This is a genomic window from Ottowia pentelensis, from assembly GCF_964341695.1.
Genome location: NZ_OZ224513.1, coordinates 1,488,080 through 1,514,875 on the forward strand (window position 1 = coordinate 1,488,080; position 26,796 = coordinate 1,514,875).

Here is a 26,796-nt window from a genome sequence, read left to right on the forward strand (position 1 = left end):
GAAGCAGCCTATGTCCGCGGACCGATCCCCCGTCGCCACGCTGGCGGTCGACAGCCTGGAAACCTCGGCCTTGACCAAGGCCCAGCTGGCAGAGTTGCTGTTCGAGCAGATCGGCCTGAACAAGCGCGAAGCCAAGGACATGGTGGATGCCTTCTTCGAGCTGATCAGCCAGTCGCTGATGCGCGGCGAGGAGGTCAAGCTCTCGGGCTTCGGCAACTTCCAGTTGCGCATCAAGGCGCCGCGCCCCGGCCGCAATCCGCGCACGGGCGAGCTCATTCCCATCGAGGCGCGCCAGGTCGTCACCTTTCACGCCAGCCAGAAGCTCAAGGATCAGGTGCAGGGCACGGCCGGCACCGACGGGGACGTCGACTGAAGGCGGCAGATCGGGGCGCGCGCAACCCATCGTTCACGCTGACCCCGCCGAGCCGCTTGCCGAACGCGCCCGAGCACGGCAACATGCAAGACCTGTCCACTGTCTGCGCTGCGCACTGTCATGGCCGCGATGCAACCGATCCTGCCGCCGATTCCCGCCAAACGCTACTTCACCATCGGTGAGGTCGGCGAGCTGTGCGCCGTCAAGCCGCACGTGCTGCGTTATTGGGAGCAGGAGTTCACCCAGCTGCGCCCCATGAAGCGCCAGGGCAATCGGCGCTACTACCAGCACCACGAGGTGCTGATGATCCGCCGCATCCGCGAACTGCTGTACGAGCAGGGCTTTTCCATCCACGGCGCGCGCCTCAAGCTGGCGCAAGGGCCCCAGCATGGCCACAGCCTGGAGCTTGCCGATGACGGCGCTGGCAGTGCGGCGTCGGGCGAAGGCGTGGAGGCCCGCCATGAAGGCCATGGCCCAACCACCCTCTCCGCGTCGGCCGACTGCCTGGCCGCCGTGGCGGCGGAGCTGCGCGAGATCCGCCGCTTGCTGACCGTCGATTTTTGATCGGCCTGCGAGCGGGGCCGGAGCGCCTCGGTGGCGATGAGCCAGGCCTCGCGCTCGCCCAGCGTGTTGCCCTGCGCGGCAAAGAGGCCTGGCAAAGGCTCACTGATACCAAGCAAGTCGCAATCAACGTGTCGAGAGCCCACGACGGGCGGTGGCGCGCCAAGGGGCATGGGTGAGCAGCTCCGCTCCTGTCCCCCGCTGTCCGTCTGCGACGGACATCTCCTCCTTTACCTCGCTGCGCTGCCCACCCAAGCCCCTTGGCGGGATGCGGCGGTCACACATCAGGCAGCCCGATCTTTCCGCGACGCCTCGGATCAGGTCGTTGGGGTGCCCGGCGCAGTGAAGTGAAGGCGGAGCCGGCCGCAGGCCGGCGGGGGACATGAACGGAGCCGGGCGCCCCAACGGCCTGATCCCACCCCGCGGCCGGTAGTTTTATCTTTTCGAATGCGAAATCGTGTGAGTGATTGGGAGAGGGTGGCTCAGCGTTGCGGCAAAGCAAAACCCGCGATGAAATCGCCCAGCGCCTCGGTGGCGGTCAGGGGCAGGACGTGGGCCACGTACTGGTCGGGGCGCACCAGCACCATCGCGCCCTGGCGGTCGATGCCGCGCACGTCGAAGATGTCGTCGCCGGGCGTGGTGGCGTATACGCCTTCGTAGTCGATCAGCCCGTGCGCGCCGATCCGCGGCAGGAAGACGGCAGGCACCTGGCCCAGGTCGATCGCGGTGTGCTCCTGCTGGTAGACCACCTTGAGCTCGAACCAGGCGTTGGCGTCCAGCCCTGCCGGGGTGAAGCCATGCACCGGCGATCGCGGCGACTGGGCCAGCCAGTCGGCCAGCGCCTTGACGGCCGAGTCGGCGCCGGCGGGGGCCTTGTCGGCAAACACGTAAAGGCGCCAGCGGCCGTCGGCACGCGCTTCGTGGCCGATCTGCAGCGCCGCGCCGTCGGCCACGCGCGTGGCGCGGGCCGAGCGAAAGCGCTTGCCGATCGGGTAGCCCGTGGCCAGCGCCTGGTGCTGCGCCGGGCCGGTGATCATGGAGGGCTGGTACTGCGTCATGAAGCCCTGGGCGAATTCGGTGATCTGCAGGTAGCCCTGCTCCAGCTCGCTGGCGTCCTGCGCCTCGCCCGGCGGCTTGGCCATGATGGAGGCCCAGCGCTTGTCGAAGGCGATGATGTCCTCGCCGATGCGCTGGCGCTCGGCGGAATAGGTGGACAGCAGGCGCGCGGGGCTGCGGCCCTGCAGCACGTGGGCCAGCTTCCAGCCCAGATTGAAGCCGTCCTGCATGGACACGTTCATGCCCTGGCCGGCCTTGGCGCTGTGCGTGTGGCTGGCGTCGCCGGCGATGAACACGCGCGGCGCCCGCTGGCCCGCGTGCTCGGCCAGCACGTCGTCGAAGCGGTCGCACACGCGGTGGCCCACCTCGTACACGCTGTACCAGGCCACCTCGCGCACGTCCAGCGTGTAGGGGTGCATGATCTTCTGCGCGCGGGCGATGGTCTGCTCCACGGTGGTCTGGCGCACCGTGGCGCGCGCGTTGGGGTCGACGTCGCCCAGGTCGACGTAAAAACGCACCATGTGCCCGCCTTCGCGCGGGATCAGCAGGATGCTGCCGTCGTGGCTGGACTGGATGGCGCACTTGACGCGGATGTCTGGAAAGTCGGTGACGGCCAGCACGTCCATCACGCCCCAGGCGTGGTTGGAGGTGTCGCCCGAGGGCGTGCAGCCGATGGCCCCGCGCACGCGGCTGTGCGCGCCGTCGGCGCCCACCACGTAGCGTGCGCGCACGCGGCGGGTCTGGCCCTTGTTGGGGCCGTCGCCGTGCACCAGCGTGACGCTGACCGGGTAGTCGCCCGCGTCGGCCACCTGCAGGTCCTGGAACTCCAGGCCCCAGTCCGGCGTCATGCGCGTGGCGGCGTTGGCCATGGCCTCGGCAAAGTAGTCCAGCACGCGCGCCTGGTTGACGGTGATGTGCGGAAACTCGCTGACGCCGTTGGGGTCCTCCAGCACGCGCGAGGTGCGCACGATGCGCGCGGGCGCCTGTGGGTCGGGCTTCCAGAACGCGGTCTCGACGATCAGGCAGCCTTCGGCCACGATGCGGTCGGCAAAGCCGAAGGCCTGGAAGGTCTCGACGCTGCGCGGCTGGATGCCGTCGGCCTGGCCCACCTCCAGCCGGCCCGAGCGCCGCTCGACGATGCGGGTGTCGATGTCCGGAAACTGCGCCAGCTGGGCGGCGGCCAGCATGCCCGCCGGGCCGGCGCCGACGATCAGGACGTCGACCTGCTCGGGCAGCTCGGTGGGGCGGTCGATGCCGACGCCGGCCGCCGGCTGGATGCGCGGGTCGCCGGATACATAGCCTTGGTGATGGAACTTCATTGCGTTGTCTCGTGGTTGGATTCGGATGTGGCGCCGGCGCCCAGCCAGGCGTCCAGCGCGGCGTCGTCGCGCAGCAGTGCGTCGCTGGGGCCGGCGTGCACCACGCGCCCGCGCTCGAGCACCAGCGCCTGGCGCGTGATGGGCAGGATCTGGCGCGCATGCTGCTCGACCAGGACCACGGCCATGCTGCCGGAGCGCACCATGCGGTCGATGATGTGCAGCAGCTCCTGCACGATGATGGGCGCCAGGCCCTCCAGCGGCTCGTCCAGCAGCAGCACCTTGGGGTTGAGCATCAGCGCGCGGCCCATGGCCAGCATCTGCTGCTCGCCGCCCGACAGCTGGTTGCCCATGTTGGCGCGGCGCTCCTGCAGGCGCGGGAACATCTCGTACACGCGCGCCAGGTTCCATTCGCCCGGCCGCGCCACCACCGTGAGGTTTTCTTCCACCGTGAGCGAGCGGAAGATGTCGCGCTCCTGCGGCACCCAGCCCAGGCCGGCGCGGGCGCGCTGGTGGCTGGGCAGGGTGGCGATGTCGCGCCCCTCGAAGGGGATTCGGCCACGCCGCAGGCGCGTGGCGCCCATCAGGGTCGCCAGCAGGGTGGTCTTGCCCATGCCGTTGCGCCCCAGCAGGGCCAGGCTGTCGCCGGCCGCCAGCGTGAACGACACGTCTTCCAGGATGATGGCGTCGCCGTAGCCGGCCCACACCTGCTCCATGCGCAGCAGCTCAGCCATGGCTTTCTCCCAGATAAACCTCTTTGACGCGCGGGTGCTGGGCGATCATGTCGGGCGCGCCTTCGACCAGGATCGCGCCCGACACCAGCACCGAGATGCGCTCGGCAAAGCGGAACACCAGGTTCATGTCGTGCTCGATCAGCACGATGGTCACCTCGCGCGGCAGCTCGGCTATGGTCTCGAACAGTTCCTGGCTTTCGCTGGTGGGCACGCCGGCGGCGGGCTCGTCCAGCAGCAGCACCTTGGGGCGCATGGCCAGCGCCAGCGCGATCTCGATCAGGCGCTGGCGGCCATAGGCCAGGTTGCGCGTGCGTTCGTAGGCGTCGGGCAGCAGCTTCAGGCGCTCCAGAATGGCGGCCGCCTGGTCCACCACCTCGCCGTGCCCGGCCAGCGGCTTCCACCAGCGCGTGCCCAGGCCCCTTTGCTCGCTGACGGCCATGGCCACCGATTCGAGCACCGTCATGTCGGCGAACAGCTGGTTGATCTGGAAGGTGCGCACCAGGCCCTGGCGGCAGCGTTCGTGCTGGGCCATGGTGGTCACGTCCTGGCCCAGCAGCTCGACCCGGCCGGCGCTGGGCTCCAGGTAGCCGGTCAGCAGGTTGATCAGGGTGGTCTTGCCGGCGCCGTTGGGCCCGATCAGGGCGTGGCGCGCGCCCGGCTCGACCACCAGGTTGACGTGGTCGGTGGCGACGAAGCCGCCGAAGGTGCGCACCAGGTCATGGGTTTGTAAAACAGCGCCCCCACGCTTCGCGGCTGCGCCTGCTGCGCTGCCCCCCGAGGGGGCCTTCGCGCCTTGGGACGGCCCGGCGGCGCTCATGACGTGCTCCCGGCACGCTGGCGTGCCTGCGTCCGCTGGCGGCGCGACTCGATCCACTGCTGCGCCGTGCCCAGGATGCCGCCGCGCGCAAACAACACCAGCAGCACCAGGATCAGGCCCAGCCAGAACTGCCAGTACTGCGGGTTCAGGTCCGACAGCTGGTCGTGCAGCACCACGAACACCACGGCGCCGATCAGGCCGCCGTACAGGTGGCCGGCGCCGCCCAGGATCAGGATCAAGAGCAGGTCGGCCGAGCGCTGAAAGCTCAGCACGTCGAGCGAGACGAACTGGTTGGTCTGCGCCAGCAGCGCGCCGGCCGCCCCGGCATAGGCCGCGCCGATGGTGTAGATCTTGACCAGCCGGCGGTTCACCGGCACGCCCAGCGCGGGCATGCGCAGCGCGTTCATCCGGATGCCGCGCAGGCTCTGGCCGAAGGGCGAGCGCACCAGCCGGCGCGCCAGCCAGAACAGCACGAACAGCACGACGACCGAATAGATGTAGCCGGTGCGGCCGAACATGTCGAAGTCGAACACGCCCAGGATGGGGCCGATGGTGATGCCCGGCAGGCCGTCCACGCCGCCGGTGATGCGCGTCAGCTTGTTGGCCAGCTCGAAGAACATCAGCGCCACGCCCAGCGTGACCATCAGGCGCGACAGATCGCTGCCGCGCAGCAGCAGGAAGCTGCTGAGAAAGCCGACGATGCCGGCAAACAGCGCCGCCAGCAGCAGGCCCAGCAGCGGGTCGCTCCAGCCGTGCGAGCCCATCAGGCCGACGGTGTAGGCACCGACGCCGAAGAAGGCCGCGTGGCCCAGCGAGATCACGCCGGCGTAGCCGAAGATCAAATCGAGCGACAGCGCGAACAGCCCGGTGATGGCGATCTGGCTGAGCAGCAGGTAGTTGCCCGGAAAGGCGAAGTAGGCCAGCACCGGCAGGCACCAGAAGGCGTATTCGAGCGGCTTCCAGTGCGCCGAGCGCCGAAAGCGGGTCAGCACGTCGGCGTTCGCCGTGCCGCGAATCGAGGTCGTCATGCGGGGCCTCTTTACTTGTGGGCACGGCCGAACAGGCCATGGGGGCGAAAGATCAGCGTGGCCACCATGACCGCGTAGATGATGAAAGCGCCGATCTGCGGGATGTAGTACTTGCCCACCACGTCGGCCACGCCCAGCAGGATGGCGGCATACAGCGAGCCCAGGATGTTGCCGCTGCCGCCCACCGAAACGACGATCAAAAAATACACCAGGTACTTGACCGGAAACTCGGGGTCGAGCCCCAGCATCTCCACCCCCAGCGCGCCGCCCAGGCCGGCCAGGGCCGAGCCCAGGGCAAAGGTCAGGCTGAACACGCGGTTGACGTCGATGCCCATGCCGCGCGCCACGCGCTGGTTGTCCACCGCGGCGCGCAGGCGGGCGCCGAACGCCGTCTTGACGACGGACCACTGCAGGCCGAAAGCCACCACCAGGCCCACGATGACCAGGAACAGACGATACACCCCGACGTCGAGCCCCGGCAGATGGATCTGGCCCTTCAGAAAGTCCGGCAGGTGCAGCGGCTGCTGCTGGGCGCCGAAGAAATAGTGCGCGCCGGCCACCGCCATGAAGACCAGGCCCAGCGAGAACAGCACCTGATCCAGGTCGGAGGCGGCGTACAGGCGCCGGTACAGCGTGCGCTCCAGCACGATGCCGACCAGGGCCGGCACCAGCACCGCGAACGGCAGGGTGGCCAGAAAGGGCACGCCGTAGTCGTTGAGCAGCACCACGCAGGCGTAGCCGCCGATCATGGCGAATGCGCCGTGCGCCAGGTTGACGAAGTTCATCAGGCCCAGGGTGACCGACAGGCCGACGCTGATCAGAAACAGCAGCATGCCGGAGGCGATGCCGTCAAAGAGGATCGTCATGGTTGTTCCCTGGGCCGTGGCCCCGGTCGATCAGGGCGTTTGCGGGTTGACGGCCTTGAAGGTGTCGAACTCGACGTTCTTGAGCACGCCGTCCACGCGCTCGAGCTTGCGGATGTACTCGTTCTGCACGATGTCGCGCGTCTTCGGGTCGATCTCGACCGGGCCACGCGGGCTGATCCACTTCAGGCCCTTGACGGCGGCGATGAAGGCGTCGCCGCTGGCGTCGCCCTTGGTCTTCTTCAGCGCCTCGTAGATCACGTGCATGCCGTCGTAGCCGCCCACCGTCATGAAGTTGGGGCGGTCGTCCTTGTAGGCCTTGGCATAGGCGGCGGTAAAAGCCTTGTTCTCGGGCGAGTCGTGCGCGTCGGAGTAGTGGAAGGCGGTGATGAAGCCCAGCGCGGCGTCGCCCAGCGCGGCCAGCGAGCTTTCGTCGGTCATGTCGCCGGGGCCCATTTCCTTGATGCCCAGCTTGTCCAGGCCCAGTTCGCGAAAGCCCTTGGACAGCGCCACCATGGAGCTGCCGGGCGGCACGAAGAAGTAGGCCGCGTCGGGCTTGGCGTCCTTCAGGCGCTGCAGGAAGGGCGAGTAGTCGGTGGTGTTCACCGGCGTGCGCACCTCGCCGACGATCTTGCCGCCCAGGCCGGTGAAGGTCTTGGTGAACACGGCCTGCGAGTCATGGCCCGGGCCGTAGTCGGCGACCACGATGTAGGCGCTCTTGACCTTGTTGGCATGCGCCCACTGCGCCATGGCCCAGGCGCTTTGCGGCATGGTCATGGAGGTGCGCACGATGTAGGGCGATTTTTCGACCACCGAGGCGGTGGCCGCGTTCATCACCACCATCGGCACCTTGGCCTCGGTGGCCAGCGGCGCGGCCGAGAAGGCGTTGGGCGTGAGGTCGTAGCCGGCCAGGATGTCGACCTTGTCGTTGATGATGAGCTGCTGCGATTCGCGCTTGGCGATCTGCGGCGCGATGCCGGTGTCGTCCTTGACGATCAGCTGCACCTTGCGGCCCGCCACGGTGTCGCCGTGCTCGGCCATGTACAGGTCGATGCCGCGGCGGATCTGCTTGCCGTAGTCGGCGAAGGGCCCGGAGATCGACAGCACCAGGCCGATCTTCAGGTCCTTGGCCTGTGCCGGGCCGAAGGCCAGGGCGGCGCCCAGCGCGAGGGCGGCGACGCCCAGGGTCTTGCTCAGTCTCATGTCGTTCTCCTTGGTTGGCAAATCAAAAAGGTTGGGCGTCGGTCAGGCGTTCAGCTGCTGTTCGAGCTGTTGCAGTACCTCGTAGCAGGGCAGCACCTGGGCCACGCTGGCGTTGGGCTCGCGGCCTTCGCGGATGGCGGCGAAGAACTCGCGGTCCTGCAGCTCGATGCCGTTCATCGACACCGCCACCTTGGACACGTCGATTTTTTCTTCCTTGCCATTGACCAGGTCGTCGTAGCGCGCGATGTAGGTGGCGCTGTCGCCGATGTAGCGAAAGAAGGTGCCTAGCGGCCCGTCGTTGTTGAAGCTGAGGCTGAGCGTGCAGATCGCGCCATTGGCGGCCTTGAGCTGGATGCTCATGTCCATGGCGATGCCTAGCTCGGGGTGGACGGGGCCCTGCAGCGCATTGGCCTGCACGATGGGGCTGCCGGCCTGGTAGGCGAACAGATCGACCGTGTGCGCGGCGTGGTGCCACAGCAGGTGGTCGGTCCACGAGCGCGGCTGGCCCAGCGCGTTCATGTTGGTGCGGCGAAAGAAATAGGTCTGCACGTCCATCTGCAGCACGTGGAACTCGCCCGCCGCGATTTTCTTGTGCACGTACTGGTGGCTGGGGTTGAAGCGGCGCGTGTGGCCGACCATGGCCACGCGGCCAGCCTTGCGCTGCGCGTCCAGCACGCGCTGGCCGTCGGCCAGCTTGTCGCACAGCGGAATCTCGACCTGCACGTGCTTGCCCGCCTGCAGGCACTGGATGGCCTGCGCCGCGTGCATCTGCGTGGGCGTGCACAGGATCACCGCGTCGACGTCCGGCCGCGCCAGGCTCTCGGCCAGGTCGGTGGCCACGTGGCCGATGCCGTACTTGTCGGCCACCGCCTGCGTGGGTTCGCGGCGGCGCCCGACCAGGGACACCACCTCGACGCCGTCGATGTTCTGGATGCCGTCCAGGTGCTTGATGCCGAAGGCGCCGGCGCCGGCCAGCGCGACCTTGATGGGTTGGGTCATGATGCTTCTCGTTTGATAGCTGCTCGCGCTTGATGGACGCGGGCTCAGGCCTGATTTTCTAAAATTAGATGGCCGACGGCGGTGTTCGACGCCGGCACATGGTAGAAGCGGTGCGCCACGCGCGGCGAGCGCCCGCCGCCGGCGTCGGCCATGGCGCCGCGGGCGATCAGCCACATCACCAGCTCGATGCCCTCGCTGCCGGCCTCGCGCACGTAGTCGATGTGGGGCATGGCCGACAAGTCCTGCGGGTCGGCGATCAGGCGGTCCAGGAAGGCGTTGTCCCACTTGCGGTTGATCAGGCCGGCGCGCGGGCCCTGCAGCTGGTGGCTCATGCCGCCGGTGCCCCAGATCTGCACGTTCAGCGGCTGGTCGAAGCTCTCGATGGCGCGGCGGATGGCCTGCCCCAGCGCGAAGCAGCGCGCGCCCGAGGGCACGGGGTACTGCACCACGTTGACGTGAAACGGGATCACCCGCACCGGCCATTCGGCGGGCGTGCCGAACATCAGGTTCATGGGCACCGTCAGGCCGTGGTCTACCTTCAGCTCGTTCACCAGGGTCAGGTCGAACCCCTGCTGGATCACCGACTGGGCGATGTGGGAGGCCAGCTCGGGGTGGCCGATCACCTTGGGCACCGGGCGCGCGCCGTAGCCTTCGTCGGCGGGCTCGAATTCGGCCGCCGTGCCGATGGCGAAGGTGGGAATCACGCTGAGGTCGAAGTTGGTGGCGTGGTCGTTGTAGACCAAAAACACCACGTCGGGCCGATGCGTCTTCATCCACGCCTTGCTGGGCTCGAAGCCGGCGAACATCGGCGCCCAGTAGGGCTCGGCCGTCTTGCCGTGGTCGATCGCCGCGCCGATCGCCGGCACGTGCGAGGAATACACCGAGGCGCTGATGCGGGCATGACCGGTTGCTGCTTTATTGGAAGCATCGTGCGCTTGCTGGACGGCCGCTGCAAGGCGTTTTTGCGTCTGCTGTTCCCAGTCCTTCCAGGCCGCGCTCTGGTTGACCGGGCCCTGCGCGTCGCCGTGCTCGCCCACCACGCGGTTGCCCTCGGGGCTGCGCCCGCCGGCCACCATCATGTCGCGGTACTGCTGCTCGCTCATGCCGGTCATGCTGCCGGCCATCTGCTGGAAGCTCAGGCCGTCGGTGGCGCCCAGCTTGGACAGGAAGTAGATGTTGCCGCCGGTGCGCATCATCCAGTTCAAGTCGCGCGCGCGCACGGCCGCCTTCTGCTCGTCGGTCATGGGCCATTCGGCCAGGTAGGCGTCCTCGTCGGCCTTGAAGCGCGCGCGGTTGTCGGCCTTCATCAGGCTCATGCAGAACTGGTTGAGCCAGTAGCCCTTGCGGCTCTGGTCGGCATCGAAAATGGTGGTGCCGGGGACGTCGAGATAGGGTTTGTTCAGGGACATGCTCAGGCCTCCTCGGGCCAGTACAGGCGCATCGGGTTGTCGACCAGCAGCTGGCGTTGCAGATCGGCGGTGGGCGCGATGTGCGGGATGAAGTCCACCAGCAGCCCGTCGTCGGGCATGTGCTGCTTGAGGTTGGGGTGCGGCCAGTCGGTGCCCCACAGCACGCGGTCGGGAAAGCTCTGGACGATGCGGCGCGCGAACGGCACCACGTCGCGGTAGGCGGCGCGCTCGCCATTCAGCGCCGGCGGGCCGCTGACGGACAGGCGCTCGGGGCAGCTGACTTTGCTCCACACGTTGGCGTGCTCGCGCATGAACTTGATGAACAGCTCGAACTCGGGGCCGTCGACCGACTTGGTCACATCAGGTCGGCCCATGTGATCGACGACCACGGTGGTCGGCAGGCGGGTGAAGAAGTCCCACAGCTCGGGCAGGTCGACCGCCTCGAAGTAGATCACCACGTGCCAGCCCAGCTTGGCAATGCGGCCGGCGATGTCCATCAGCTCGTCGCGCGGCGTGAAGTCCACCAGGCGCTTGACGAAGTTGAAGCGCACGCCGCGCACGCCGGCGGCGTGCAGGCGCTCCAGCTCGGCGTCGCTGACGTCGCGGCGCACGGTGGCCACGCCGCGCGCCTTGCCGCCCGCCGCCTGCAGGGCATCGACCAGCGCGCGGTTGTCGGCGCCGTGGCAGGTGGCCTGCACGATCACGTTGCGGGCAAAGCCCAGGTGGTCGCGCAGCGCGAACAACTGCGCCTTGCTGGCGTCGCAGGGCGTGTACTTGCGCTCGGGCGCATAGGGAAACTCGTCGCCCGGCCCGAACACGTGGCAATGCGCATCGACGCTGCCGGAGGGCAGTCGAAACTGCGGCTGGCTGGGGCCGTCGTACCAGTCCAGCCAGCCGGCTGTCTTGGTGAATGGGCCTGTGGTCGGCTTGGACATGGCGTGGCCTGCTTCAATCAATGTAGCGCAGGCCGGCCTTGGCCAGGCCTTCGCGCATCTTGTAATAGTCGAGCCCCAGCGTGCCGCCGGCGAAGATCTCGCGCTTGCCGGTCTCGTTGGCCTCGCGCTTTTGCGCCGCCTCCAGCGTTTGCGCGGCGCGCGCGGCGGGCACGCAGACGATGCCGTCGTCGTCGGCCACGATGACGTCGCCGGGCGTGACCAGCATGCCGGCGCAGACGATGGGGATGTTGACCGAGCCCAGCGTGGCCTTGATGCAGCCCTTGGCGCTGATGGCCTTGCTCCAGACCGGAAAGCCCATCTCGTGCAGGGTGCGCACGTCGCGCACGCCGGCGTCGATGACGAGGGCGCGCGCGCCCTGCGCCTTGAAGCTGGTGGCCAGCAGGTCGCCGAAGTAGCCGTCGGTGCAGTCGGCGGTGACGGTGGCCACCACGACGTCGCCGGGGCGAATCTGCTCGGCCGCCACGTGCAGCATCCAGTTGTCGCCCGGCTGCAGCAGCACGGTAACGGCCGTGCCCGAAACCTGCGCGCCGGGGTAGATGGGGCGCATGTAGGGCTTGAGCAGGCCCACGCGGCCCATGGCCTCGTGCACCGTGGCGCTGCCGAAGTGCGCCAGCGCGTCGGCGGCCGCGCGGTCGGCGCGCTGGATGTTGCGATAGACGACGCCCAATTCGTACATGGCTTATTTTCCTTTCGCTTTCAATGCGGCATCCAGGCGCGGATACACGCGCCGTGCATTGCCTTCATACACCTTGTAGCGCTGCTCGGCGTTCAGGTTCGCCGTGGCCTCGATGTAGCGCTTGGTGTCGTCGTAGTAGTGGCCCGTCTCCGGGTCGATGCCGCGCACGGCGCCGATCATCTCGCTGGCGAACAGGATGTTGTCGATCGGGATGACCTGGGTCAGCAGGTCGATGCCCGGCTGGTGGTACACGCAGGTGTCGAAAAACACGTTGTGCAGCAGGTGCTCGGTGAGCAGCGGCTTCTTCAGCTCCTGCGCCAGGCCGCGGTAGCGCCCCCAGTGGTAGGGTGCGGCGCCGCCGCCGTGCGGGATGACGAACTTGAGCGTCGGAAAGTCCTTGAACAGCTCGCCCTGGATCAGCTGCATCACCGCCGTGGTGTCGGCGTTGATGTAGTGCGCGCCGGTGGTGTGAAAGCAGGCGTTGCACGAGGTGCTGACGTGGATCATGGCCGGGATGTTCCACTCGACCATCTTCTCGTAGATGGGGTACCAGTGGTGGTTGGTCAGCGGCGGGCTGGTCCAGTGGCCGCCGGAGGGATCGGGGTTGAGGTTGATGGCGACGAAGCCATAGTCGCGCACGCACCTTTCCAGCTCGGGAATGCAGGTGGCCGGATCGACGCCGGGCGACTGCGGCAGCATGGCGGCGCCGATGAAGTGGTCGGGAAACAGCTGCGACACGCGAAAGCACAGCTCGTTGCAGATGGCCGCCCAGGTGCTGGAGACCTGGAAGTCGCCGATGTGGTGCGCCATGAAGCTGGCGCGCGGGCTGAACACGGTGAGGTCGCTGCCGCGCTCGCGCATCAGGCGCAGCTGGTTGCTTTCGATCGACTCGCGCAGTTCGTCGTCGGAGATTTTCAGCTCGGCCACGCGGGGCATGGCGGCCGGATCCTGGATGCCGGCGATCTGGCGGTTGCGCCAGTCGCCCAGGGCGGCGGGCGCGGTGGTGTAGTGGCCGTGGCAGTCGATGATCATGATGGGTTCTTCCGGTGCGTGAAGGCGGCCTGGCGCCTTCCTACATTACATGAGCGAACGCTCGGCAAAGTCCAGCGGCAGGCCGACGTAGTTTTCGGCGATGGTGCGCAGGCCGGCCTCGGAGTGGGTCAGGTAGTCCAGCTCGGCGTGCTGGAACTTGGCCGTGATCTGCTCGTCGTGCGGAAAGCGGTGCATCAGCTGCGTGAGCCACCACGAGAAGCGCTCGGCGCGCCAGATGCGGCCCAGGCACTTGCGCGAGTAGTCGTCGATGCCGGCCTCGCTCTTGTCGCGATAGAACTCGACCAGCGCGTTGCAGAGGTACTTGACGTCGGTGGTCGCCAGGTTCAGGCCCTTGGCGCCGGTCGGCGGCACGATGTGGCCGGCGTCGCCCGCCAGGAACATGCGGCCGAAGCGCAGCGGCTCGGTGACGAAGCTGCGCAGCGGGGCAATGCTTTTCTCCAGGCTGGGGCCGGTCACCAGCCGCTCGCGGCCTTCGTCGTCCAGGCGCAGCCTGAGCTCCTGCCAGAAGGCGTCGTCGCTCCAGTCCTCCACGTGGTGGGTCAACGGCACCTGCAGGTAGTAGCGGCTGCGCGTCTTGCTGCGCTGGCTGCACAGGGCAAAGCCGCGCGGGCTGTTGATGTAGACCAGCTCGTCATTGACCGGCGGCGTGTCGGCCAGCAGGCCCAGCCAGCCGAAGGGGTAGACCTTCTCGTATTCGGTGATGGCCGAGCGCGGCGCGCTGGCGCGGCACACGCCGTGAAAGCCGTCGCAGCCGGCGATGAAGTCGCAGTCCAGGCGGTAGGACTGGCCGTCCTTGTCCCAGGTGACGTAGGGGCGGGCGGTGTCGAAGTCGTGCACCGCCGTGTTCCTGGCCTCGTAGATCGTGCTCAGCCCGGCCGCGGCGCGTGCCTGCATCAGGTCCTGCGTGACCTCGGTTTGGCCGTAGACCATCACGTTCTGGCCGCCGCTGTACTTGTTCAGGTCCACCCGGTGGCGCCGGCCGTCCCACATCAGCTCCACGCCGCCGTGCACCAGGCCTTCCGCGTGCATGCGCGTGCCCACGCCGGCCTCGTCCAGCAGATCGACGCTGACCTGCTCCAGGATGCCGGCGCGGATGCGGCCCAGCACGTAGTCGGCGCTCACGCGCTCGATGATCACGGCGTCGATGCCGGCCTTGTGCAGCAACTGGCCCAGCAGCAGCCCGGCCGGGCCGGCGCCGACGATGGCGACTTGGGTTCTCGATGTCTGGGCCGTGCTCATGCCTGTCTCCTGATGGCGCTTGCAAGGCCCGATGCCTTGCTTTTGAGCCATTGTTCAGCAAGGCCAATGGTCCCGCTATCGACTTGGGACACTAGCAGCTAGAGCAAAATGGCATACCTTGCAGCAAGACATCACAAATCAGGCCATAAATGGATCTGCGTCAACTCGAATACTTCGTGAATGTGGCTGAACTGGGCAGCTTCAGCCGTGCCGCGCTGGCGCTGGATGTGGCCCAGCCGGCGCTCAGCCGGCAAGTGCGCCTGCTGGAGGTGGAACTGCGCCAGAACCTGCTGCAGCGCCATGGCCGCGGCGCGGTGCCGACCGAGGCGGGGCAGGTGCTGCTGGAGCACGCGCGCGGCATCCTGCACCAGGTGGGGCGCGCGCGCGACGAGTTGGCGCGGCTGCGCGGCGGCCTGACCGGGCGCGTGGCCGTGGGCCTGCCGCCCAGCGTGGCGCGTGCGCTGGCGGTGCCCCTGGTGCGCGCCTTCGGCCGCCAACTGCCCGAGGCGCACCTGTCGATCGCCGAGGCGCTGTCGACCAACATGCAGGAGCAGGTGGCCAGCGGGCGCCTGGACATCGCCGTGCTGTACAACGCGCGCCCCGTGCCGGGCCTGGAAATCGCGCCGCTGGCGATGGACGAGCTGGTGCTGGTGCAGAGCGCGCGGGCGCCGCGCCACGCACCGTCGGGCACGCCCGTCGGCCTGCCGGAGCTGGCGCGCCTGCCGCTGGTGATCCCCAGCCGCCCCAATGCCATCCGCATGCACGTCGAGCACCAGCTGGCCTCCATCGGCGCCCAGCCCGTGGTCGCGCTGGAGATCGACGGCGTGGCGGCCATTCTCGACCTGGTGGCCGACGGCGCCGGCTGCGCCGTGCTGTCGCGCCATGCACTGGCGGCGGGCGCGCGGCCCGCCATCTTTCAGCTGCGCCCCATCGAGATCGGCCCGGGCCAGCGCCTGCAGATCCCGCTGTTCACGGCGGCGAGCGCGCTGCGCCCCGGCACCGGCGCCCAGCGCGCGGTACTGGCCCTGCTGCACGAGCTCACGCCGCACTACCTGGGCTGAATATGACCGACACTTGGATCCCGAAGAGCGCCCGACGGCCGCGGCCGACGCGGCGGGGTGCGGTCATTTGAACGAGAGGTTCCAACCATGCTGCTGCAAGCCGACGACTGCCAACTGGTGCTGGTCGATTTCCAGGCCCGCCTGATGCCCGCCATTCACGACGGGGCGGCCGTGCTGGCCAACGCGCGCCGACTGGCGCAGATGGCGCGCTGGCTGCAGGTGCCGGTGTGGGCCACCGAGCAGGTGCCGGCCAAGCTGGGCACCACCGACGAGGCGCTGGCGGCGCTGTGCGAGCGCATCGTCGCCAAGACGGCGTTCAGCGGCGCGGCCGAGCTGCAGCCGCTGCTGGCGCCGCCGGCGCCGCCCCAGCGCGGCAACGCCCGCAGCCTGCCCAGGCACCTGCAAAAGCCGGCTTCGGCCGAGCCCGAGCGCGGCACCCTGGTGCTGGCCGGCTGCGAGGCGCACGTGTGCCTGCTGCAGACCGCGCTGGACCTGCTGGACCAGGACTGGGACGTGTGGGTGGTGACCGACGCCTGCGGCTCGCGCACCGAGCGCAACCGCGACGCCGCCTACGACCGCCTGGCCAGCGCGGGCGGCGAGCTGGTCAGCACCGAGATGGTGGGCTTCGAGTGGCTGGGCGACGCCGGGCATCCGCGCTTCAAGGACTGGCAGGGCCTGATTCGCTGACCAGCGTCAGGCGCTTGTCAAGATCTCCGGTCTATCATCGGGCGGCAGGGCAGACGGCCCGATGACAGGAGACACCAGATGAGCGGCACCCCCCGCGGCGACTACGCCAAGGCTTTCGCGGCAGCACAGTCCGACCCGGCGACGTTCTGGGCCGACAAGGCCGAGGGCATCGACTGGATCAAGCGCTGGGACCGCGTCATCGACGACACGCGCAAGCCCTTTTACCGCTGGTTTGCCGGCGGCGTGCTCAACACCTGCTACAACTGTGTCGACCGCCACGTCGAGCGCGGCCGCGCCGACCAGCTGGCGCTGGTCTTCGACAGCCCGCTGGCCGGCACGCAGCGCAAGATCAGCTACCGCGAACTGCAGGTGCTGACCGCGCGTTGCGCCGGCGCGCTGCTGGCGATGGGCGTGAAGAAGGGCGACACCGTCGTCATCTACATGCCCATGGTGCCCGAGGCCGTGGTCGCCATGCTGGCCTGCGCGCGCATCGGCGCCGTGCATTCGGTGGTGTTCGGCGGCTTTGCCGCGCCCGAGCTGGCCAAGCGCGTGGTCGACGCCCGGCCCGCCGCCATGATTTCCGCTTCCTGCGGGCTGCTGCCCGGGCGCAGCGTGCCCTACAAGCCCTTGCTGGACGAGGCGCTGCAGATCGCCGGCGTGCCGCACACCCCCTGCCTGATCCTGCAGCGCCCGCAGCTGCAGGCCAGCATGCTGCCCGGGCGCGACATCGACTGGGACGAGGCGATGGCGCGCGCAACGCCGGCCGACTGCGTGCCGGTGGCCGCCACCGATCCGCTGTACGTCATCTACACCTCGGGCACCACGGGCAAGCCCAAGGGCGTGGTGCGCGACAACGGCGGCCACGCGGTGGCGCTGCGCTGGTCGATGGAGGCGGTCTACGGCACGCAGCCGGGCGACGTGTACTGGGCGGCGTCGGACGTGGGCTGGGTGGTGGGTCACTCCTACATCGTCTACGGGCCGCTGCTGCAGGGCTGCACCACCATCCTGTACGAAGGCAAGCCGGTGGGCACGCCCGATGCCGGCGCCTTCTGGCGCCTGTGCGCCGAGCACAAGGTGAACGTGCTGTTCACCGCGCCGACGGCGTTTCGCGCCATCAAGAAGGAAGACCCCAGTGGCGCGCTGGTCAAGCAGTACGACCTGTCGAAGTTCCGCATGCTGTTTCTGGCCGGCGAGCGGGGCGACCCGGACACCATCGAATGGGCCGGCAAGATTCTGGGCGTGCCCGTGATCGACAACTGGTGGCAGACCGAGCTGGGCTGGCCCGCCATCAGCAACTGCATGGGCATCGAGGCGCTGCCGGTGCGGCCCGGTTCGCCCACCAAGCCGGTGCCCGGCTTCGACATCCACATCCTGGACGAGGACGGCCGCGAGAAAGCGGCCAACGACATCGGCAGCCTGGTGATCAAGCTGCCGCTGCCGCCCGGCGGGCTGACCACGCTGTGGAACAACGACGCCGGTTTCGTCGAAACCTACCTCGAGCGCTACCCGGGCTACTACCTGTCGGGTGACGCCGGATACTTCGATGCCGACGGCTATGGCTGGGTGATGGCGCGCATCGACGACATCATCAACGTGGCCGGCCACCGCCTGTCCACCGGGCAGATGGAAGAAATCCTGTCCGCGCACCCCGCGGTGGCCGAGGCGGCGGTGGTCGGCGTGGTCGATGCGCTCAAGGGCCAGGTGCCGGTCGGGCTGGTGGTGCTCAAGTCCGGCGTGACGCAGTCCGAGGCCGAGATTTGTGCCGAGCTGGTGGCCAAGGTGCGGGCCCAGCTCGGCGCCGTGGCCGATTTCAAGAGCGTGCAGGTGATCGCGCGCCTGCCCAAGACGCGCTCGGGCAAGGTGCTGCGCGTGACCATCCGCAGCATGGCCGACGGCGAGGCGCTGAAGGTGCCCGCCACCATCGAGGACGACAGCGTGCTGCCCGAAATTTCGGCCGCGCTGCACAGCCTGGGCTATCCGCGCTCGGACAACTGACGGCGGTGCGGCGAGCCCCACGCGGCCGCACGCCCCGCCGATCGGTGGCAGAATTCGTTCTTTGCGAAATCCAGGCCCTTCCCAGCCAGTCGCGTCCGCCAACCGGTTCAGCCGTGACGCGGAAGGTTTCCCAACCATCTTGAGCGCCCTGAAGGGGTGCAAAAGGCATGCGCAATGAGTGACACCCAGTCCGTCTACCAAACGTACGAAGGCAACAGCTATCTCTTCGGCGGCAACGCGCCGTACGTCGAGGAGATGTACGAGAGCTACCTGGCCAACCCGGGCAGCGTTCCCGATTCTTGGCGCGAATACTTCGACGCCCTGCAGCACGTGCCCGCCGCCGACGGCAGCAACGCGCGCGACGTGCCGCACCTGCCGGTCATCAACGCCTTTGCCGAGCGCGCCAAGCAGGGCGGCACGCAGGTGGTGGTGGCCACCGGCGCCGATTCCGAGCTGGGGCGCAAGCGCACGGCGGTGCAGCAGCTGATCGCCGCGTACCGCAACGTCGGCGCGCGCTGGGCCGACCTCGACCCGCTCAAGCGCGCCGACCGCCCGCAAATTCCCGAGCTGGAGCCGTCCTTCTACGGCTTCACCGACGCCGACATGGAGACGGTGTTCAACGTCAGCAACACCTTCTTCGGCAAGGAAAGCATGCCGCTGCGCGAGCTGATCAACGCGCTGCGCGAAACCTACTGCGGCACCATCGGCGCCGAATTCATGTACGCCACCGACCAGGTGCAAAAGCGCTGGTGGCAGGAGCGCCTGGAGCGGGTGCGGGCCAACCCGCAGCTCGACGCCGAGCAGAAGAAGCACGTGCTCGAGCGCCTGACAGCAGCCGAGGGCCTGGAGCGCTTTCTGCACACCAAGTACGTGGGCCAGAAGCGCTTTTCGCTGGAGGGCGGCGAGAGCTTCATCGTCTCCATGGACCAGATCGTGCAGTCCGCCGGCAAGCAGGGCGTGCAGGAAATCGTGATCGGCATGGCCCACCGCGGCCGCCTGAACGTGCTGGTCAACACCCTGGGCAAGATGCCCTCGATGCTGTTTGCCGAGTTCGACCACACCGCGCCCGAAGAGCTGCCCGCCGGCGACGTCAAGTACCACCAGGGCTTCAGCTCGGACGTGTCCACCGCGGGCGGGCCGGTGCACCTGTCGCTGGCCTTCAACCCCTCGCACCTGGAGATCGTCAACCCCGTGGTCGAGGGCAGCGTGCGCGCCCGCATGGATCGCCGCGGTGACGCCGAGGGCGACAGCGTGCTGCCGGTGCTGGTGCACGGCGACGCGGCCTTTGCCGGCCAGGGCGTGGTGATGGAGACGCTGGCGCTGGCGCAAACGCGCGGCTACTACACCGGCGGCACGGTGCACATCGTCATCAACAACCAGATCGGCTTCACCACCAGCGACCCGCGCGACACGCGCTCCACCCTGTACTGCACCGACGTGGTCAAGATGATCGACGCGCCGGTGCTGCACGTCAACGGCGACGACCCCGAGGCCGTGGTGCTGTGCACCCAGCTGGCGCTGGATTACCGCCAGCAGTTCAACCAGGACGTGGTGGTCGACATCGTGTGCTTCCGCAAGCTGGGCCACAACGAGCAGGACACCCCCATGCTCACCCAGCCGCTGATGTACAAGAAGATCGCCGCCCACCCCGGAACGCGCAAGCTGTACGGCGACAAGCTGGTCACCCAGCAGGTGCTGCCGGCCGACGGCCCCGACGCCATGGTGGCCGCCTACCGCGCCGCCATGGACGCCGGCCGCCACACGGTCGACCAGGTGCTGACCAACTTCAAGAGCAAGTACGCGGTCGACTGGTCGCCGTACCTGGCCACCAAGTGGACCGATGCCGCCAACACCGCCATCCCGCTCACCGAGTGGAAGCGCCTGGCCGAGCGCATCACCACCGTGCCCGAGGGCTTCACCGTCCACAACCTGGTCAAGAACGTGCTGGAGCACCGCGCCGCCATGGGCCGCGGCGAGATGAACGTCGACTGGGGCATGGGCGAGCACATGGCCTTTGCCTCGCTGGTGGCCTCGGGCTACCCGATCCGCCTGTCGGGCGAGGACAGCGGGCGCGGCACCTTCGTGCACCGCCACGCCGTGCTGCACGACCAGAAGCGCGAGAAGTGGGACGTGGGCTCCTACACGCCGCTGCAGAACGTCACCGAGGGCCAGGCGCCCTTCGTGGTCATCGACTCCATCCTGTCCGAGGAGGCGGTGCTGGGCTTCGAGTACGGCTACGCCTCCAACGACCCCAACACCCTGGTGATCTGGGAGGCGCAGTTCGGCGACTTCGCCAACGGCGCGCAGGTGCTGATCGACCAGTTCATCGCCTCGGGCGAGGTCAAATGGGGCCGCGTCAACGGCCTGACCCTGATGCTGCCGCACGGCTACGAAGGGCAGGGCCCCGAGCACAGCTCGGCCCGCGTCGAGCGCTTCATGCAGCTGGCGGCCGACACCAACATGCAGATCGTGCAGCCCACCACGGCCAGCCAGATCTTCCACGTGCTGCGCCGCCAGATGATCCGTCCGCTGCGCAAGCCGCTGGTCATCTTCACGCCCAAGAGCCTGCTGCGCAACAAGGACGCCACCTCGCCGCTGGCCGAGTTCACCGGCGGCAGCTTCCAGACGGTGATCCCCGACAGCGGCGACCTGAAGGGCGACAAGGTCAAGCGCGTGCTGGCCTGCTCGGGCAAGGTCTACTACGACCTGGTGAAAAAGCGCGAGGAAAAGGGCTCGCACGACGTGGCCATCCTGCGCGTCGAGCAGCTCTACCCCTTCCCGCACAAGGCCTTTGCCGCCGAGCTCAAGAAGTACCCCAACGCCACCGAGATCGTGTGGTGCCAGGACGAGCCGCAGAACCAGGGCGCCTGGTTCTTCGTGCAGCACTACATCCACGAGAACATGGTGGCCGGCCAGAAGCTGGGCTATGCCGGCCGCGCCGCCTCGGCCTCGCCCGCCGTGGGCTACGCCCACCTGCACCAGGAGCAGCAAAAGGCCCTGGTCGATGCCGCCTTCGGGCGCCTCAAGGGCTTCGTGCTGAACAAGTGATTGCCTCCGCGCGGCACGGGGCGCGCCCGCCCCGCCGCGCCCAACCGAACCGAACCAGGAAACACATCCCATGGCCATCGTAGAAGTCAAAGTCCCGCAGCTGTCCGAATCCGTGTCCGAGGCCACCCTGCTGCAATGGAAGAAAAAGGCCGGTGAGGCCGTCAAGGTCGACGAGATCCTGATCGAGGTCGAGACCGACAAGGTCGTGCTCGAAGTGCCGGCCCCGGCCGCCGGCGTGCTGGCCGAAATCGTGCAGCCCGACGGCGCCACCGTCGTGGCCGACCAGCTGCTGGCCAAGATCGACACCGCCGCCGTCGCGGGTGCTGCCGCGCCGGCGCCGGCTGCCGCGCCGGCCGCCGCAGCAGCCCCGGCGCCCGCCGCCGCTGCGCCCGCTGCCGCCGTCATCGGTGGCAGCAAGTCCGGCATCGCCATGCCGGCCGCCGCCAAGCTGATGGCCGACAACCAGCTGGCCGCCGGCTCCGTGGCCGGCACTGGCAAGGACGGCCGGGTGACCAAGGGCGATGTCTTGGGTGCTATTCAATCGGGAGCTGCTGGCGCAGGTGGGGCGGGCGCTGCAGGCCAAAAACCTGCCAATATTCCGACCGGTGCGCCGACCAGCGCGCTGCCGCAGGTGGCGGCGCCCGTCGCGCCCAAGCTAGGCGAGCGCCCCGAGCAGCGCGTGCCCATGACGCGCCTGCGCGCGCGTATTGCCGAGCGCCTGCTGCAGTCGCAGTCCACCAACGCCATCCTGACGACCTTCAACGAAGTCAACATGCAGCCGGTGATGGACCTGCGCAAGAAGTTCCAGGACGCCTTCGTCAAGGAGCACGGCGTCAAGCTCGGCTTCATGAGCTTCTTCGTCAAGGCGGCGGTGCACGCGCTCAAGAAGTTCCCGGCCGTCAACGCCTCGATCGACGGCAACGACATCATCTACCACGGCTACTTCGACATCGGCATCGCCGTCAGCTCGCCGCGCGGCCTGGTGGTGCCCATCCTGCGCAACGCCGATCAGATGAGCTTTGCCGACATCGAGAAGAAGATCGCCGAATACGGCCAGAAGGCCAAGGACGGCAAGCTGAGCATCGAGGAGATGACCGGCGGCACCTTCTCGATCTCCAACGGCGGCACCTTCGGCTCGATGATGTCCACCCCCATCATCAACCCGCCGCAGTCCGCCATCCTGGGCGTGCACGCCACCAAGGACCGCGCCGTGGTCGAGAACGGCCAGGTCGTGGTGCGGCCGATGAACTACCTGGCGCTCAGCTACGACCACCGGCTGATCGACGGCCGCGAGGCCGTGCTGAGCCTGGTGGCGATGAAGGACGCGCTGGAAGACCCGTCGCGCCTGCTGTTCGACCTCTGATCGCGCGCTGCCATGTCGATCGCCGACGAACTCAGCAAACTCGATGAGCTGCGCCAGCGCGGCACCTTGAGCGACGCCGAGTTCGCGCGCGCCAAGGAACGGCTGCTGGGCCCGGAGGCGCCACCGCCGCCGCTGCCGCCGCCCGCGCTGGATGCCGTCAACCGCCTGCGGCGCAGCACCGGCGACCGCTGGATCGGCGGCGTCTGCGGCGGCCTGGCGCGGGCCACCGGCCTCGACAGCTGGGTCTGGCGCCTGATCTTCGCGGTGCTGACCCTGCTGGGCGGCGCCGGCATCGTCGTTTATCTTCTGCTGTGGATCTTCGTGCCGGCCGAATAGGCGCGGCACCCCAACTCACCCAACATCATGAGCACATCATTCGACGTCATCGTCATCGGCGCCGGCCCCGGCGGCTACATCGCGGCCATCCGCGCGGCGCAACTGGGCTTCAACGTGGCCTGCATCGACGAGTGGAAGAACGCCGCCGGCGGCCCCGCGCCGGGCGGCACCTGCACCAACGTGGGCTGCATCCCGTCCAAGGCGCTGCTGCAAAGCTCGGAGAACTTCGAGCAGGCGGGCAAGCACTTCGGCGAGCACGGCATCAGCCTGAGCAACCTGAAGATGGACGTGGCCACCATGATTGGCCGCAAGGACGCCGTGGTCAAGCAAAACAACGACGGCATCCTGTACCTGTTCAAGAAGAACAAGGTGACGTTCTTTCACGGCCGCGGTTCATTCGCCAGGGCCGTCGATGGCGGCTATAAGATTGCCGTGGCCGGCGACAAGCCCGCGACGCTGGTGGGCAAGCAGATCATCGTCGCCACCGGCTCCAGCGCGCGCGCGCTGCCGGGCGCGCCGTTCGACGAGCAAAGCATTCTCAGCAACGACGGCGCGCTGGCCATTGGCGCGGTGCCCAGGCGCCTGGGCCTGATCGGCTCGGGCGTGATCGGCCTGGAGATGGGCAGCGTGTGGCGCCGCCTGGGGTCCGAGGTGACGGTGCTCGAAGCGTTGCCGACGTTTTTGGGCGCGGTGGACGAGCAGATCGCCAAGGAAGCGCGCAAGGCCTTCGACAAACAGGGCCTGAAGATCGAGCTGGGCGTGAAGGTGGGCGAGGTCAAGGCCGGCAAGAAGGGCGTCACCGTGTCCTACGCCAACGCCAAGGACGAGGCGCAGACGCTCGAGGTGGACAAGCTGATCGTCTCCATCGGCCGCGTGCCCAATACCACGGGGCTGAATGCCGAGGCCGTGGGCCTGAAGCTGGGCGAGCGCGGCGACGTGCTGGTCGACGACGACTGCCGCACCAACCTGCCCGGCGTGTGGGCGGTGGGCGACGTGGTGCGCGGCCCCATGCTGGCGCACAAGGCCGAGGAAGAGGGTGTGGCCGTGGCCGAGCGCATCGCCGGCCAGCACGGCCACGTGGACTTCAACCTGGTGCCCTGGGTGATCTACACCCATCCCGAGATCGCCTGGGTCGGCCAGACCGAGCAGCAGCTGAAGGCCGCGGACGTGAAGTACCGGGCCGGTACCTTCCCCTTCATGGCCAACGGCCGCGCGCGCGCGCTGGGCGACACCACGGGCATGGTCAAGTTCCTGGCCGACGCGGCGAGCGATGAAATCCTGGGCGTGCACATCGTCGGCCCCCAGGCCAGCGAGCTGATCGCCGAGGCCTGCGTGGCCATGGCCTTCCGTGCCAGCAGCGAGGACATCGCGCGCATCTGCCACGCCCACCCATCCCTGAGCGAGTCGACCAAGGAGGCGGCGCTGGCGGTGGACAAGCGCACGCTCAATTTCTGATCGATTTCAAGATAAATTGACCGCCAGCCCGCGTGTAGAAAGCGCGGACAGCTATTAAAACAATAGTTCATGGATGCCGTCGTGAGCGCCGTGCGCGCCGCCTATGAGCGTGAGCTGGCCGCGCGCGGCTACCACGCCGACCCCGCGCAGCTGCGCGCGGTGGGCGCCTTGCAGCGCTGCGCCGACGAGTGGGCGGCCTACAAGAGCCGGCGTTCCAACGCGCTGAAAAAGCTCTTCAACCACCCCGACATCCCCAAGGGCGTGTACATGTACGGCGGGGTGGGGCGCGGCAAGAGCTTCCTGATGGACTGCTTCTTCGAGGCGGTGCCGATCAAGCGCAAGACGCGCCTGCACTTTCACGAGTTCATGCGCGAGGTGCACCGCGAGCTGGCCGCCCTGCAGGGCACCGTCAACCCGCTGGACGAGCTGGGCCGGCGCATGGCGCGGCGCTTCAAGCTGATCTGCTTCGACGAGTTCCACGTCGCCGACATCACGGACGCGATGATCCTGTATCGCCTGCTGAAGGCGCTGTTCGACAACGGCGTGGGCTTCGTCACCACCAGCAACTTCAAGCCCGACGAGCTGTACCCCGACGGCCTGCACCGCGACCGCATCCTGCCGGCCATCGAGCTGCTGAACGAGCGCATGGAGGTCGTCAACGTCGACAACGGCGTCGACTACCGGCACCGCACGCTGCAGGACGTGCAGCTCTATCACACGCCGCTGGGCGCGGCCGCCGACGCCGCCATGACGGCGGCCTTCGAGCGCCTGGCCAGCGGGCCCGACGAAGACCCGGTGCTGCGCATCGAGGCGCGCGAGATCCGCGCGCGCCGGCGCGCCGGCGGCGTGGTGTGGTTCGACTTTCGCACCCTGTGCGGCGGGCCGCGCTCGCAAAACGACTACCTGGAGATCGCCAGCCAGTTCCACACCGTGCTGCTGTCCGACGTGCCGCACATGCCGGTGCGCATGGCGTCCGAGGCACGGCGCTTCACCTGGCTGATCGACGTGCTGTACGACCGCCGCGTCAAGCTGATCATGTCGGCCGAGGTCGAGCCCGAGGGGCTGTACACCGAAGGCCCGCTGGTGCACGAGTTTCCGCGCACCGTCTCGCGCCTGGCCGAGATGCAGTCGCTCGAATATCTGGCCGAACCGCACCGCACGGTGGACACGCACCTCACATGAACCGGGCCGTCCTGCCTTTCATCCTGGGCCTGCCGTTGCTGGCCGGCGGCTGCGCGCAAGGGCCCTTGCCGGCGGCGCCGGCCGTCTCGTCCGTGGAGCTGCAGGCGCCGGCCGACCAGCCCTTCGGCCCCTGGCTGCAGGCCGAGCGCGCGCGCCTGGCGCAGCAGCGCGAGGCGGCCCAGCAGCACTATCGCGACGAGGAACTGGTGTGCTGGCGCCGTTTTGCCGTCAACGACTGCCTGAGCGCGGCCAAGCGCCAGCGCCGCGGCACGCTGGATGCGCTGCGCCAGCAAGACCTGCAGCTCAACGCGCTGGAGCGCGAGCGGCGCACCGCCGAGCGCCTGCGCGAAATCGGGCAGAAGGCGGCGCCGGCCGCGCCGTCGCCGTCAGTTCAAGGACGCCAGTGAGGAGCGCCGCGTCGGCTTGGTCTCCACCGGCGGCTCCACCTTCAGGATCACCAGCGACAGGTTGTCGCCCACGCCGTTGGCGCGTTGGCGGGCCTTCTCGATCAGGAATTCGCTGGCCTCGCGCGGGTTCAGCGTGTTCAGCACCGAGCCCAGCTCCTCGGTGTTGAAGTAATGCCACACGCCGTCCGAGCAGGCCAGCAGCGTGTCGCCGATCTGCAGGCGCGGGATGAACTGCGCGGTGAAGGTGGGCTCGGGCTCGGTGCCCAGGCACGAGGTCAGCACGTTGGACTGCGGGTGGTCGTTGGCTTCTTCCTCGCTCAGCTGGCCCTGCGCCACCAGCGTCTGCACGTACGAATGATCGGTGCTGCGCCGCACCAGCTGCGTGCCGCGAAAGTGGTGAATGCGCGAGTCGCCGCAATGCAGCCAGTGGCATTCGCCGCCGGGGTTCAGCAAGAAGAGCGCCATCGTGCTGTGCGGCTCCTGCTCGGCGGCGATGGCCGTCAGCTTGATGACCAGGTGCGCCTCCTGGCCGATCTGGCGCAGCAGCGCGGCGGCGTCGTCGGTGTCGGGGTCGTAGCGCTCGAACAGCTGGCGCGCCGTCAGCAGCACCTGGTCGGCCGCCTTGCGCCCGCCGGTGCGCCCGCCCATGCCGTCGGCCACCACGCCCAGCAGGCAGCCGCTGGCGCGCGGGTGGGTGAGCAGGGCCACCTGGTCCTGCTGGTAATCGCGGTCGCCCTTGTGCAGACCGGTGGCGGCGCTGAGTCGGTAGCCCTTGTCCATGCGTGTGTTCCCCTGATGCTGCCGTGGCTGGCGACGCCGTATTATGAGATGTCGGCGCGCCCGCCGGCCGCTGCTGTGCTTCGTTGTCGCTCGATTCCGTGAATTCGCCCCTCCCGCTGGAACATGCCGTGCTGGCCGCCTTCGAGCCCGAAGGCCCGGTGGCCCGCGCCGCGGCCGGCTTTGCCCCGCGCGCCGGCCA

24 protein-coding genes and 1 pseudogene are annotated in these 26,796 nt (G+C 68.5%); 11 read left to right on the plus strand and 14 right to left on the minus strand.

Annotated features, from left to right (window positions below; genetic code table 11):
* The first annotated feature begins 10 nt into the window (after positions 1-10).
* Positions 11-373, plus strand: coding sequence for an integration host factor subunit alpha (locus ACWHMB_RS07180; protein WP_293223982.1), 363 nt, complete (start codon positions 11-13; stop codon positions 371-373).
* A 129-nt stretch (positions 374-502) separates the two neighbouring features.
* On the plus strand, positions 503-937 hold the full coding sequence (locus tag ACWHMB_RS07185) for a MerR family transcriptional regulator (protein ID WP_377480808.1): 435 nt from the start codon (positions 503-505) through the stop codon (positions 935-937).
* Between the two features lie 479 nt (positions 938-1,416).
* On the opposite strand, the gene ACWHMB_RS07190 is transcribed toward ACWHMB_RS07185, so the two are convergent.
* The 13 genes and pseudogenes from ACWHMB_RS07190 to pobA form a co-directional block, all read right to left on the minus strand.
* Positions 1,417-3,309: an FAD-binding monooxygenase gene (locus ACWHMB_RS07190; RefSeq protein ID WP_377480469.1), complete on the minus strand. Its 1,893-nt coding sequence runs from the start codon at positions 3,307-3,309 to the stop codon at positions 1,417-1,419.
* On the minus strand, positions 3,306-4,040 hold the full coding sequence (locus ACWHMB_RS07195) for an ABC transporter ATP-binding protein (protein WP_377480467.1): 735 nt from the start codon (positions 4,038-4,040) through the stop codon (positions 3,306-3,308). Before ACWHMB_RS07195 ends, ACWHMB_RS07190 begins: the two co-directional genes overlap by 4 nt.
* Positions 4,033-4,752 (minus strand): ABC transporter ATP-binding protein, encoded by a 720-nt coding sequence (locus ACWHMB_RS07200; RefSeq protein ID WP_377480463.1) that lies wholly within the window; start codon positions 4,750-4,752, stop codon positions 4,033-4,035. Before ACWHMB_RS07200 ends, ACWHMB_RS07195 begins: the two co-directional genes overlap by 8 nt.
* 101 nt (positions 4,753-4,853) lie before the next feature.
* Complete coding sequence (locus ACWHMB_RS07205; RefSeq protein ID WP_377480459.1) at positions 4,854-5,885, minus strand: branched-chain amino acid ABC transporter permease; 1,032 nt, start codon at positions 5,883-5,885, stop codon at positions 4,854-4,856.
* Positions 5,886-5,896: 11 nt separating this feature from the next.
* Positions 5,897-6,751: a branched-chain amino acid ABC transporter permease gene (locus ACWHMB_RS07210; RefSeq protein ID WP_377480456.1), complete on the minus strand. Its 855-nt coding sequence runs from the start codon at positions 6,749-6,751 to the stop codon at positions 5,897-5,899.
* 30 nt (positions 6,752-6,781) lie between these two features.
* The gene (locus tag ACWHMB_RS07215) at positions 6,782-7,951 is read right to left on the minus strand and encodes an ABC transporter substrate-binding protein (RefSeq protein WP_377480453.1); all 1,170 of its coding nucleotides are present in this window, start codon (positions 7,949-7,951) and stop codon (positions 6,782-6,784) included.
* A 42-nt stretch (positions 7,952-7,993) separates the two neighbouring features.
* Positions 7,994-8,950, minus strand: a complete 957-nt coding sequence (locus tag ACWHMB_RS07220; RefSeq protein ID WP_377480449.1) for a Gfo/Idh/MocA family oxidoreductase — start codon at positions 8,948-8,950, stop codon at positions 7,994-7,996.
* Positions 8,951-8,994: 44 nt separating this feature from the next.
* Complete coding sequence (locus ACWHMB_RS07225) at positions 8,995-9,843, minus strand: class III extradiol dioxygenase subunit beta (protein WP_377480805.1); 849 nt, start codon at positions 9,841-9,843, stop codon at positions 8,995-8,997.
* 144 nt (positions 9,844-9,987) lie between these two features.
* Positions 9,988-10,359, minus strand: a pseudogene (gene ligA / locus ACWHMB_RS07230) (protocatechuate 4,5-dioxygenase subunit alpha); the annotation flags it as partial.
* A gap of 2 nt (positions 10,360-10,361) precedes the next feature.
* The gene (locus ACWHMB_RS07235; RefSeq protein WP_293223445.1) at positions 10,362-11,294 is read right to left on the minus strand and encodes an amidohydrolase family protein; all 933 of its coding nucleotides are present in this window, start codon (positions 11,292-11,294) and stop codon (positions 10,362-10,364) included.
* 13 nt (positions 11,295-11,307) lie between these two features.
* The gene (ligK, locus tag ACWHMB_RS07240) at positions 11,308-11,991 is read right to left on the minus strand and encodes a 4-carboxy-4-hydroxy-2-oxoadipate aldolase/oxaloacetate decarboxylase (RefSeq protein WP_377480445.1); all 684 of its coding nucleotides are present in this window, start codon (positions 11,989-11,991) and stop codon (positions 11,308-11,310) included.
* A 3-nt stretch (positions 11,992-11,994) separates the two neighbouring features.
* A complete protein-coding gene (locus tag ACWHMB_RS07245) occupies positions 11,995-13,023 on the minus strand; it encodes an amidohydrolase family protein (protein WP_377480443.1) in 1,029 nt (342 codons plus the stop codon).
* A gap of 45 nt (positions 13,024-13,068) precedes the next feature.
* A complete protein-coding gene (gene pobA / locus ACWHMB_RS07250; RefSeq protein ID WP_293223454.1) occupies positions 13,069-14,283 on the minus strand; it encodes a 4-hydroxybenzoate 3-monooxygenase in 1,215 nt (404 codons plus the stop codon).
* A 149-nt stretch (positions 14,284-14,432) separates the two neighbouring features.
* Between pobA and ACWHMB_RS07255 the strand changes: the two genes are divergently transcribed.
* The 9 genes from ACWHMB_RS07255 (at position 14,433) to ACWHMB_RS07295 (ending at position 25,817) form a co-directional block, all read left to right on the plus strand.
* Positions 14,433-15,344, plus strand: coding sequence for a LysR substrate-binding domain-containing protein (locus tag ACWHMB_RS07255; RefSeq protein ID WP_377480440.1), 912 nt, complete (start codon positions 14,433-14,435; stop codon positions 15,342-15,344).
* An 87-nt stretch (positions 15,345-15,431) separates the two neighbouring features.
* Positions 15,432-16,031 (plus strand): isochorismatase family protein, encoded by a 600-nt coding sequence (locus ACWHMB_RS07260; RefSeq protein ID WP_293223460.1) that lies wholly within the window; start codon positions 15,432-15,434, stop codon positions 16,029-16,031.
* 78 nt (positions 16,032-16,109) lie between these two features.
* Complete coding sequence (locus ACWHMB_RS07265) at positions 16,110-18,026, plus strand: AMP-binding protein (RefSeq protein WP_293223463.1); 1,917 nt, start codon at positions 16,110-16,112, stop codon at positions 18,024-18,026.
* Positions 18,027-18,200: 174 nt separating this feature from the next.
* Positions 18,201-21,074, plus strand: a complete 2,874-nt coding sequence (locus ACWHMB_RS07270; protein WP_447648488.1) for a 2-oxoglutarate dehydrogenase E1 component — start codon at positions 18,201-18,203, stop codon at positions 21,072-21,074.
* A 70-nt stretch (positions 21,075-21,144) separates the two neighbouring features.
* Complete coding sequence (odhB, locus tag ACWHMB_RS07275) at positions 21,145-22,437, plus strand: 2-oxoglutarate dehydrogenase complex dihydrolipoyllysine-residue succinyltransferase (protein ID WP_293223469.1); 1,293 nt, start codon at positions 21,145-21,147, stop codon at positions 22,435-22,437.
* 12 nt (positions 22,438-22,449) lie between these two features.
* Positions 22,450-22,773, plus strand: a complete 324-nt coding sequence (locus ACWHMB_RS07280) for a PspC domain-containing protein (RefSeq protein ID WP_377480434.1) — start codon at positions 22,450-22,452, stop codon at positions 22,771-22,773.
* Positions 22,774-22,800: 27 nt separating this feature from the next.
* Positions 22,801-24,228 carry a dihydrolipoyl dehydrogenase gene (lpdA, locus tag ACWHMB_RS07285; protein WP_377480431.1) on the plus strand — a complete coding sequence of 476 codons (1,428 nt, stop codon included), beginning with the start codon at positions 22,801-22,803 and terminating at the stop codon, positions 24,226-24,228.
* 69 nt (positions 24,229-24,297) lie between these two features.
* Positions 24,298-25,410 carry a cell division protein ZapE gene (gene zapE / locus ACWHMB_RS07290; RefSeq protein WP_377480428.1) on the plus strand — a complete coding sequence of 371 codons (1,113 nt, stop codon included), beginning with the start codon at positions 24,298-24,300 and terminating at the stop codon, positions 25,408-25,410.
* Entirely contained in the window at positions 25,407-25,817 is a 411-nt protein-coding gene (locus tag ACWHMB_RS07295; RefSeq protein ID WP_377480425.1) for a hypothetical protein, read from the plus strand. The genes zapE and ACWHMB_RS07295 overlap by 4 nt, the downstream gene beginning before the upstream one ends.
* Here the strand turns inward: ACWHMB_RS07295 and ACWHMB_RS07300 are convergent.
* A complete protein-coding gene (locus ACWHMB_RS07300) occupies positions 25,797-26,597 on the minus strand; it encodes a PP2C family protein-serine/threonine phosphatase (RefSeq protein WP_377480422.1) in 801 nt (266 codons plus the stop codon). The genes ACWHMB_RS07295 and ACWHMB_RS07300 overlap by 21 nt on opposite strands.
* Positions 26,598-26,796: the final 199 nt, after the last annotated feature.

Excerpts from the sequence above, each read along its gene's own strand:
- ACWHMB_RS07215 (WP_377480453.1), bottom strand. The coding sequence starts at position 7,951 with ATGAGACTGAGCAAGACCCTGGGCGTCGCCGCCCTCGCGCTGGGCGCC.
- ACWHMB_RS07295 (WP_377480425.1), top strand. The coding sequence starts at position 25,407 with ATGAACCGGGCCGTCCTGCCTTTCATCCTGGGCCTGCCGTTGCTGGCC.
- ACWHMB_RS07235 (WP_293223445.1), bottom strand. The coding sequence starts at position 11,294 with ATGTCCAAGCCGACCACAGGCCCATTCACCAAGACAGCCGGCTGGCTG.
- odhB (WP_293223469.1), top strand. The coding sequence starts at position 21,145 with ATGGCCATCGTAGAAGTCAAAGTCCCGCAGCTGTCCGAATCCGTGTCC.
- ACWHMB_RS07180 (WP_293223982.1), top strand. The coding sequence starts at position 11 with ATGTCCGCGGACCGATCCCCCGTCGCCACGCTGGCGGTCGACAGCCTG.
- ACWHMB_RS07220 (WP_377480449.1), bottom strand. The coding sequence starts at position 8,950 with ATGACCCAACCCATCAAGGTCGCGCTGGCCGGCGCCGGCGCCTTCGGC.
- lpdA (WP_377480431.1), top strand. The coding sequence starts at position 22,801 with ATGAGCACATCATTCGACGTCATCGTCATCGGCGCCGGCCCCGGCGGC.
- ACWHMB_RS07210 (WP_377480456.1), bottom strand. The coding sequence starts at position 6,751 with ATGACGATCCTCTTTGACGGCATCGCCTCCGGCATGCTGCTGTTTCTG.
- pobA (WP_293223454.1), bottom strand. The coding sequence starts at position 14,283 with ATGAGCACGGCCCAGACATCGAGAACCCAAGTCGCCATCGTCGGCGCC.
- ACWHMB_RS07190 (WP_377480469.1), bottom strand. The coding sequence starts at position 3,309 with ATGAAGTTCCATCACCAAGGCTATGTATCCGGCGACCCGCGCATCCAG.
- ACWHMB_RS07255 (WP_377480440.1), top strand. The coding sequence starts at position 14,433 with ATGGATCTGCGTCAACTCGAATACTTCGTGAATGTGGCTGAACTGGGC.
- ACWHMB_RS07185 (WP_377480808.1), top strand. The coding sequence starts at position 503 with ATGCAACCGATCCTGCCGCCGATTCCCGCCAAACGCTACTTCACCATC.
- ACWHMB_RS07265 (WP_293223463.1), top strand. The coding sequence starts at position 16,110 with ATGAGCGGCACCCCCCGCGGCGACTACGCCAAGGCTTTCGCGGCAGCA.
- ligK (WP_377480445.1), bottom strand. The coding sequence starts at position 11,991 with ATGTACGAATTGGGCGTCGTCTATCGCAACATCCAGCGCGCCGACCGC.
- zapE (WP_377480428.1), top strand. The coding sequence starts at position 24,298 with ATGGATGCCGTCGTGAGCGCCGTGCGCGCCGCCTATGAGCGTGAGCTG.
- ACWHMB_RS07195 (WP_377480467.1), bottom strand. The coding sequence starts at position 4,040 with ATGGCTGAGCTGCTGCGCATGGAGCAGGTGTGGGCCGGCTACGGCGAC.
- ACWHMB_RS07280 (WP_377480434.1), top strand. The coding sequence starts at position 22,450 with ATGTCGATCGCCGACGAACTCAGCAAACTCGATGAGCTGCGCCAGCGC.
- ACWHMB_RS07245 (WP_377480443.1), bottom strand. The coding sequence starts at position 13,023 with ATGATCATCGACTGCCACGGCCACTACACCACCGCGCCCGCCGCCCTG.
- ACWHMB_RS07205 (WP_377480459.1), bottom strand. The coding sequence starts at position 5,885 with ATGACGACCTCGATTCGCGGCACGGCGAACGCCGACGTGCTGACCCGC.
- ACWHMB_RS07300 (WP_377480422.1), bottom strand. The coding sequence starts at position 26,597 with ATGGACAAGGGCTACCGACTCAGCGCCGCCACCGGTCTGCACAAGGGC.
- ACWHMB_RS07270 (WP_447648488.1), top strand. The coding sequence starts at position 18,201 with ATGAGTGACACCCAGTCCGTCTACCAAACGTACGAAGGCAACAGCTAT.
- ACWHMB_RS07260 (WP_293223460.1), top strand. The coding sequence starts at position 15,432 with ATGCTGCTGCAAGCCGACGACTGCCAACTGGTGCTGGTCGATTTCCAG.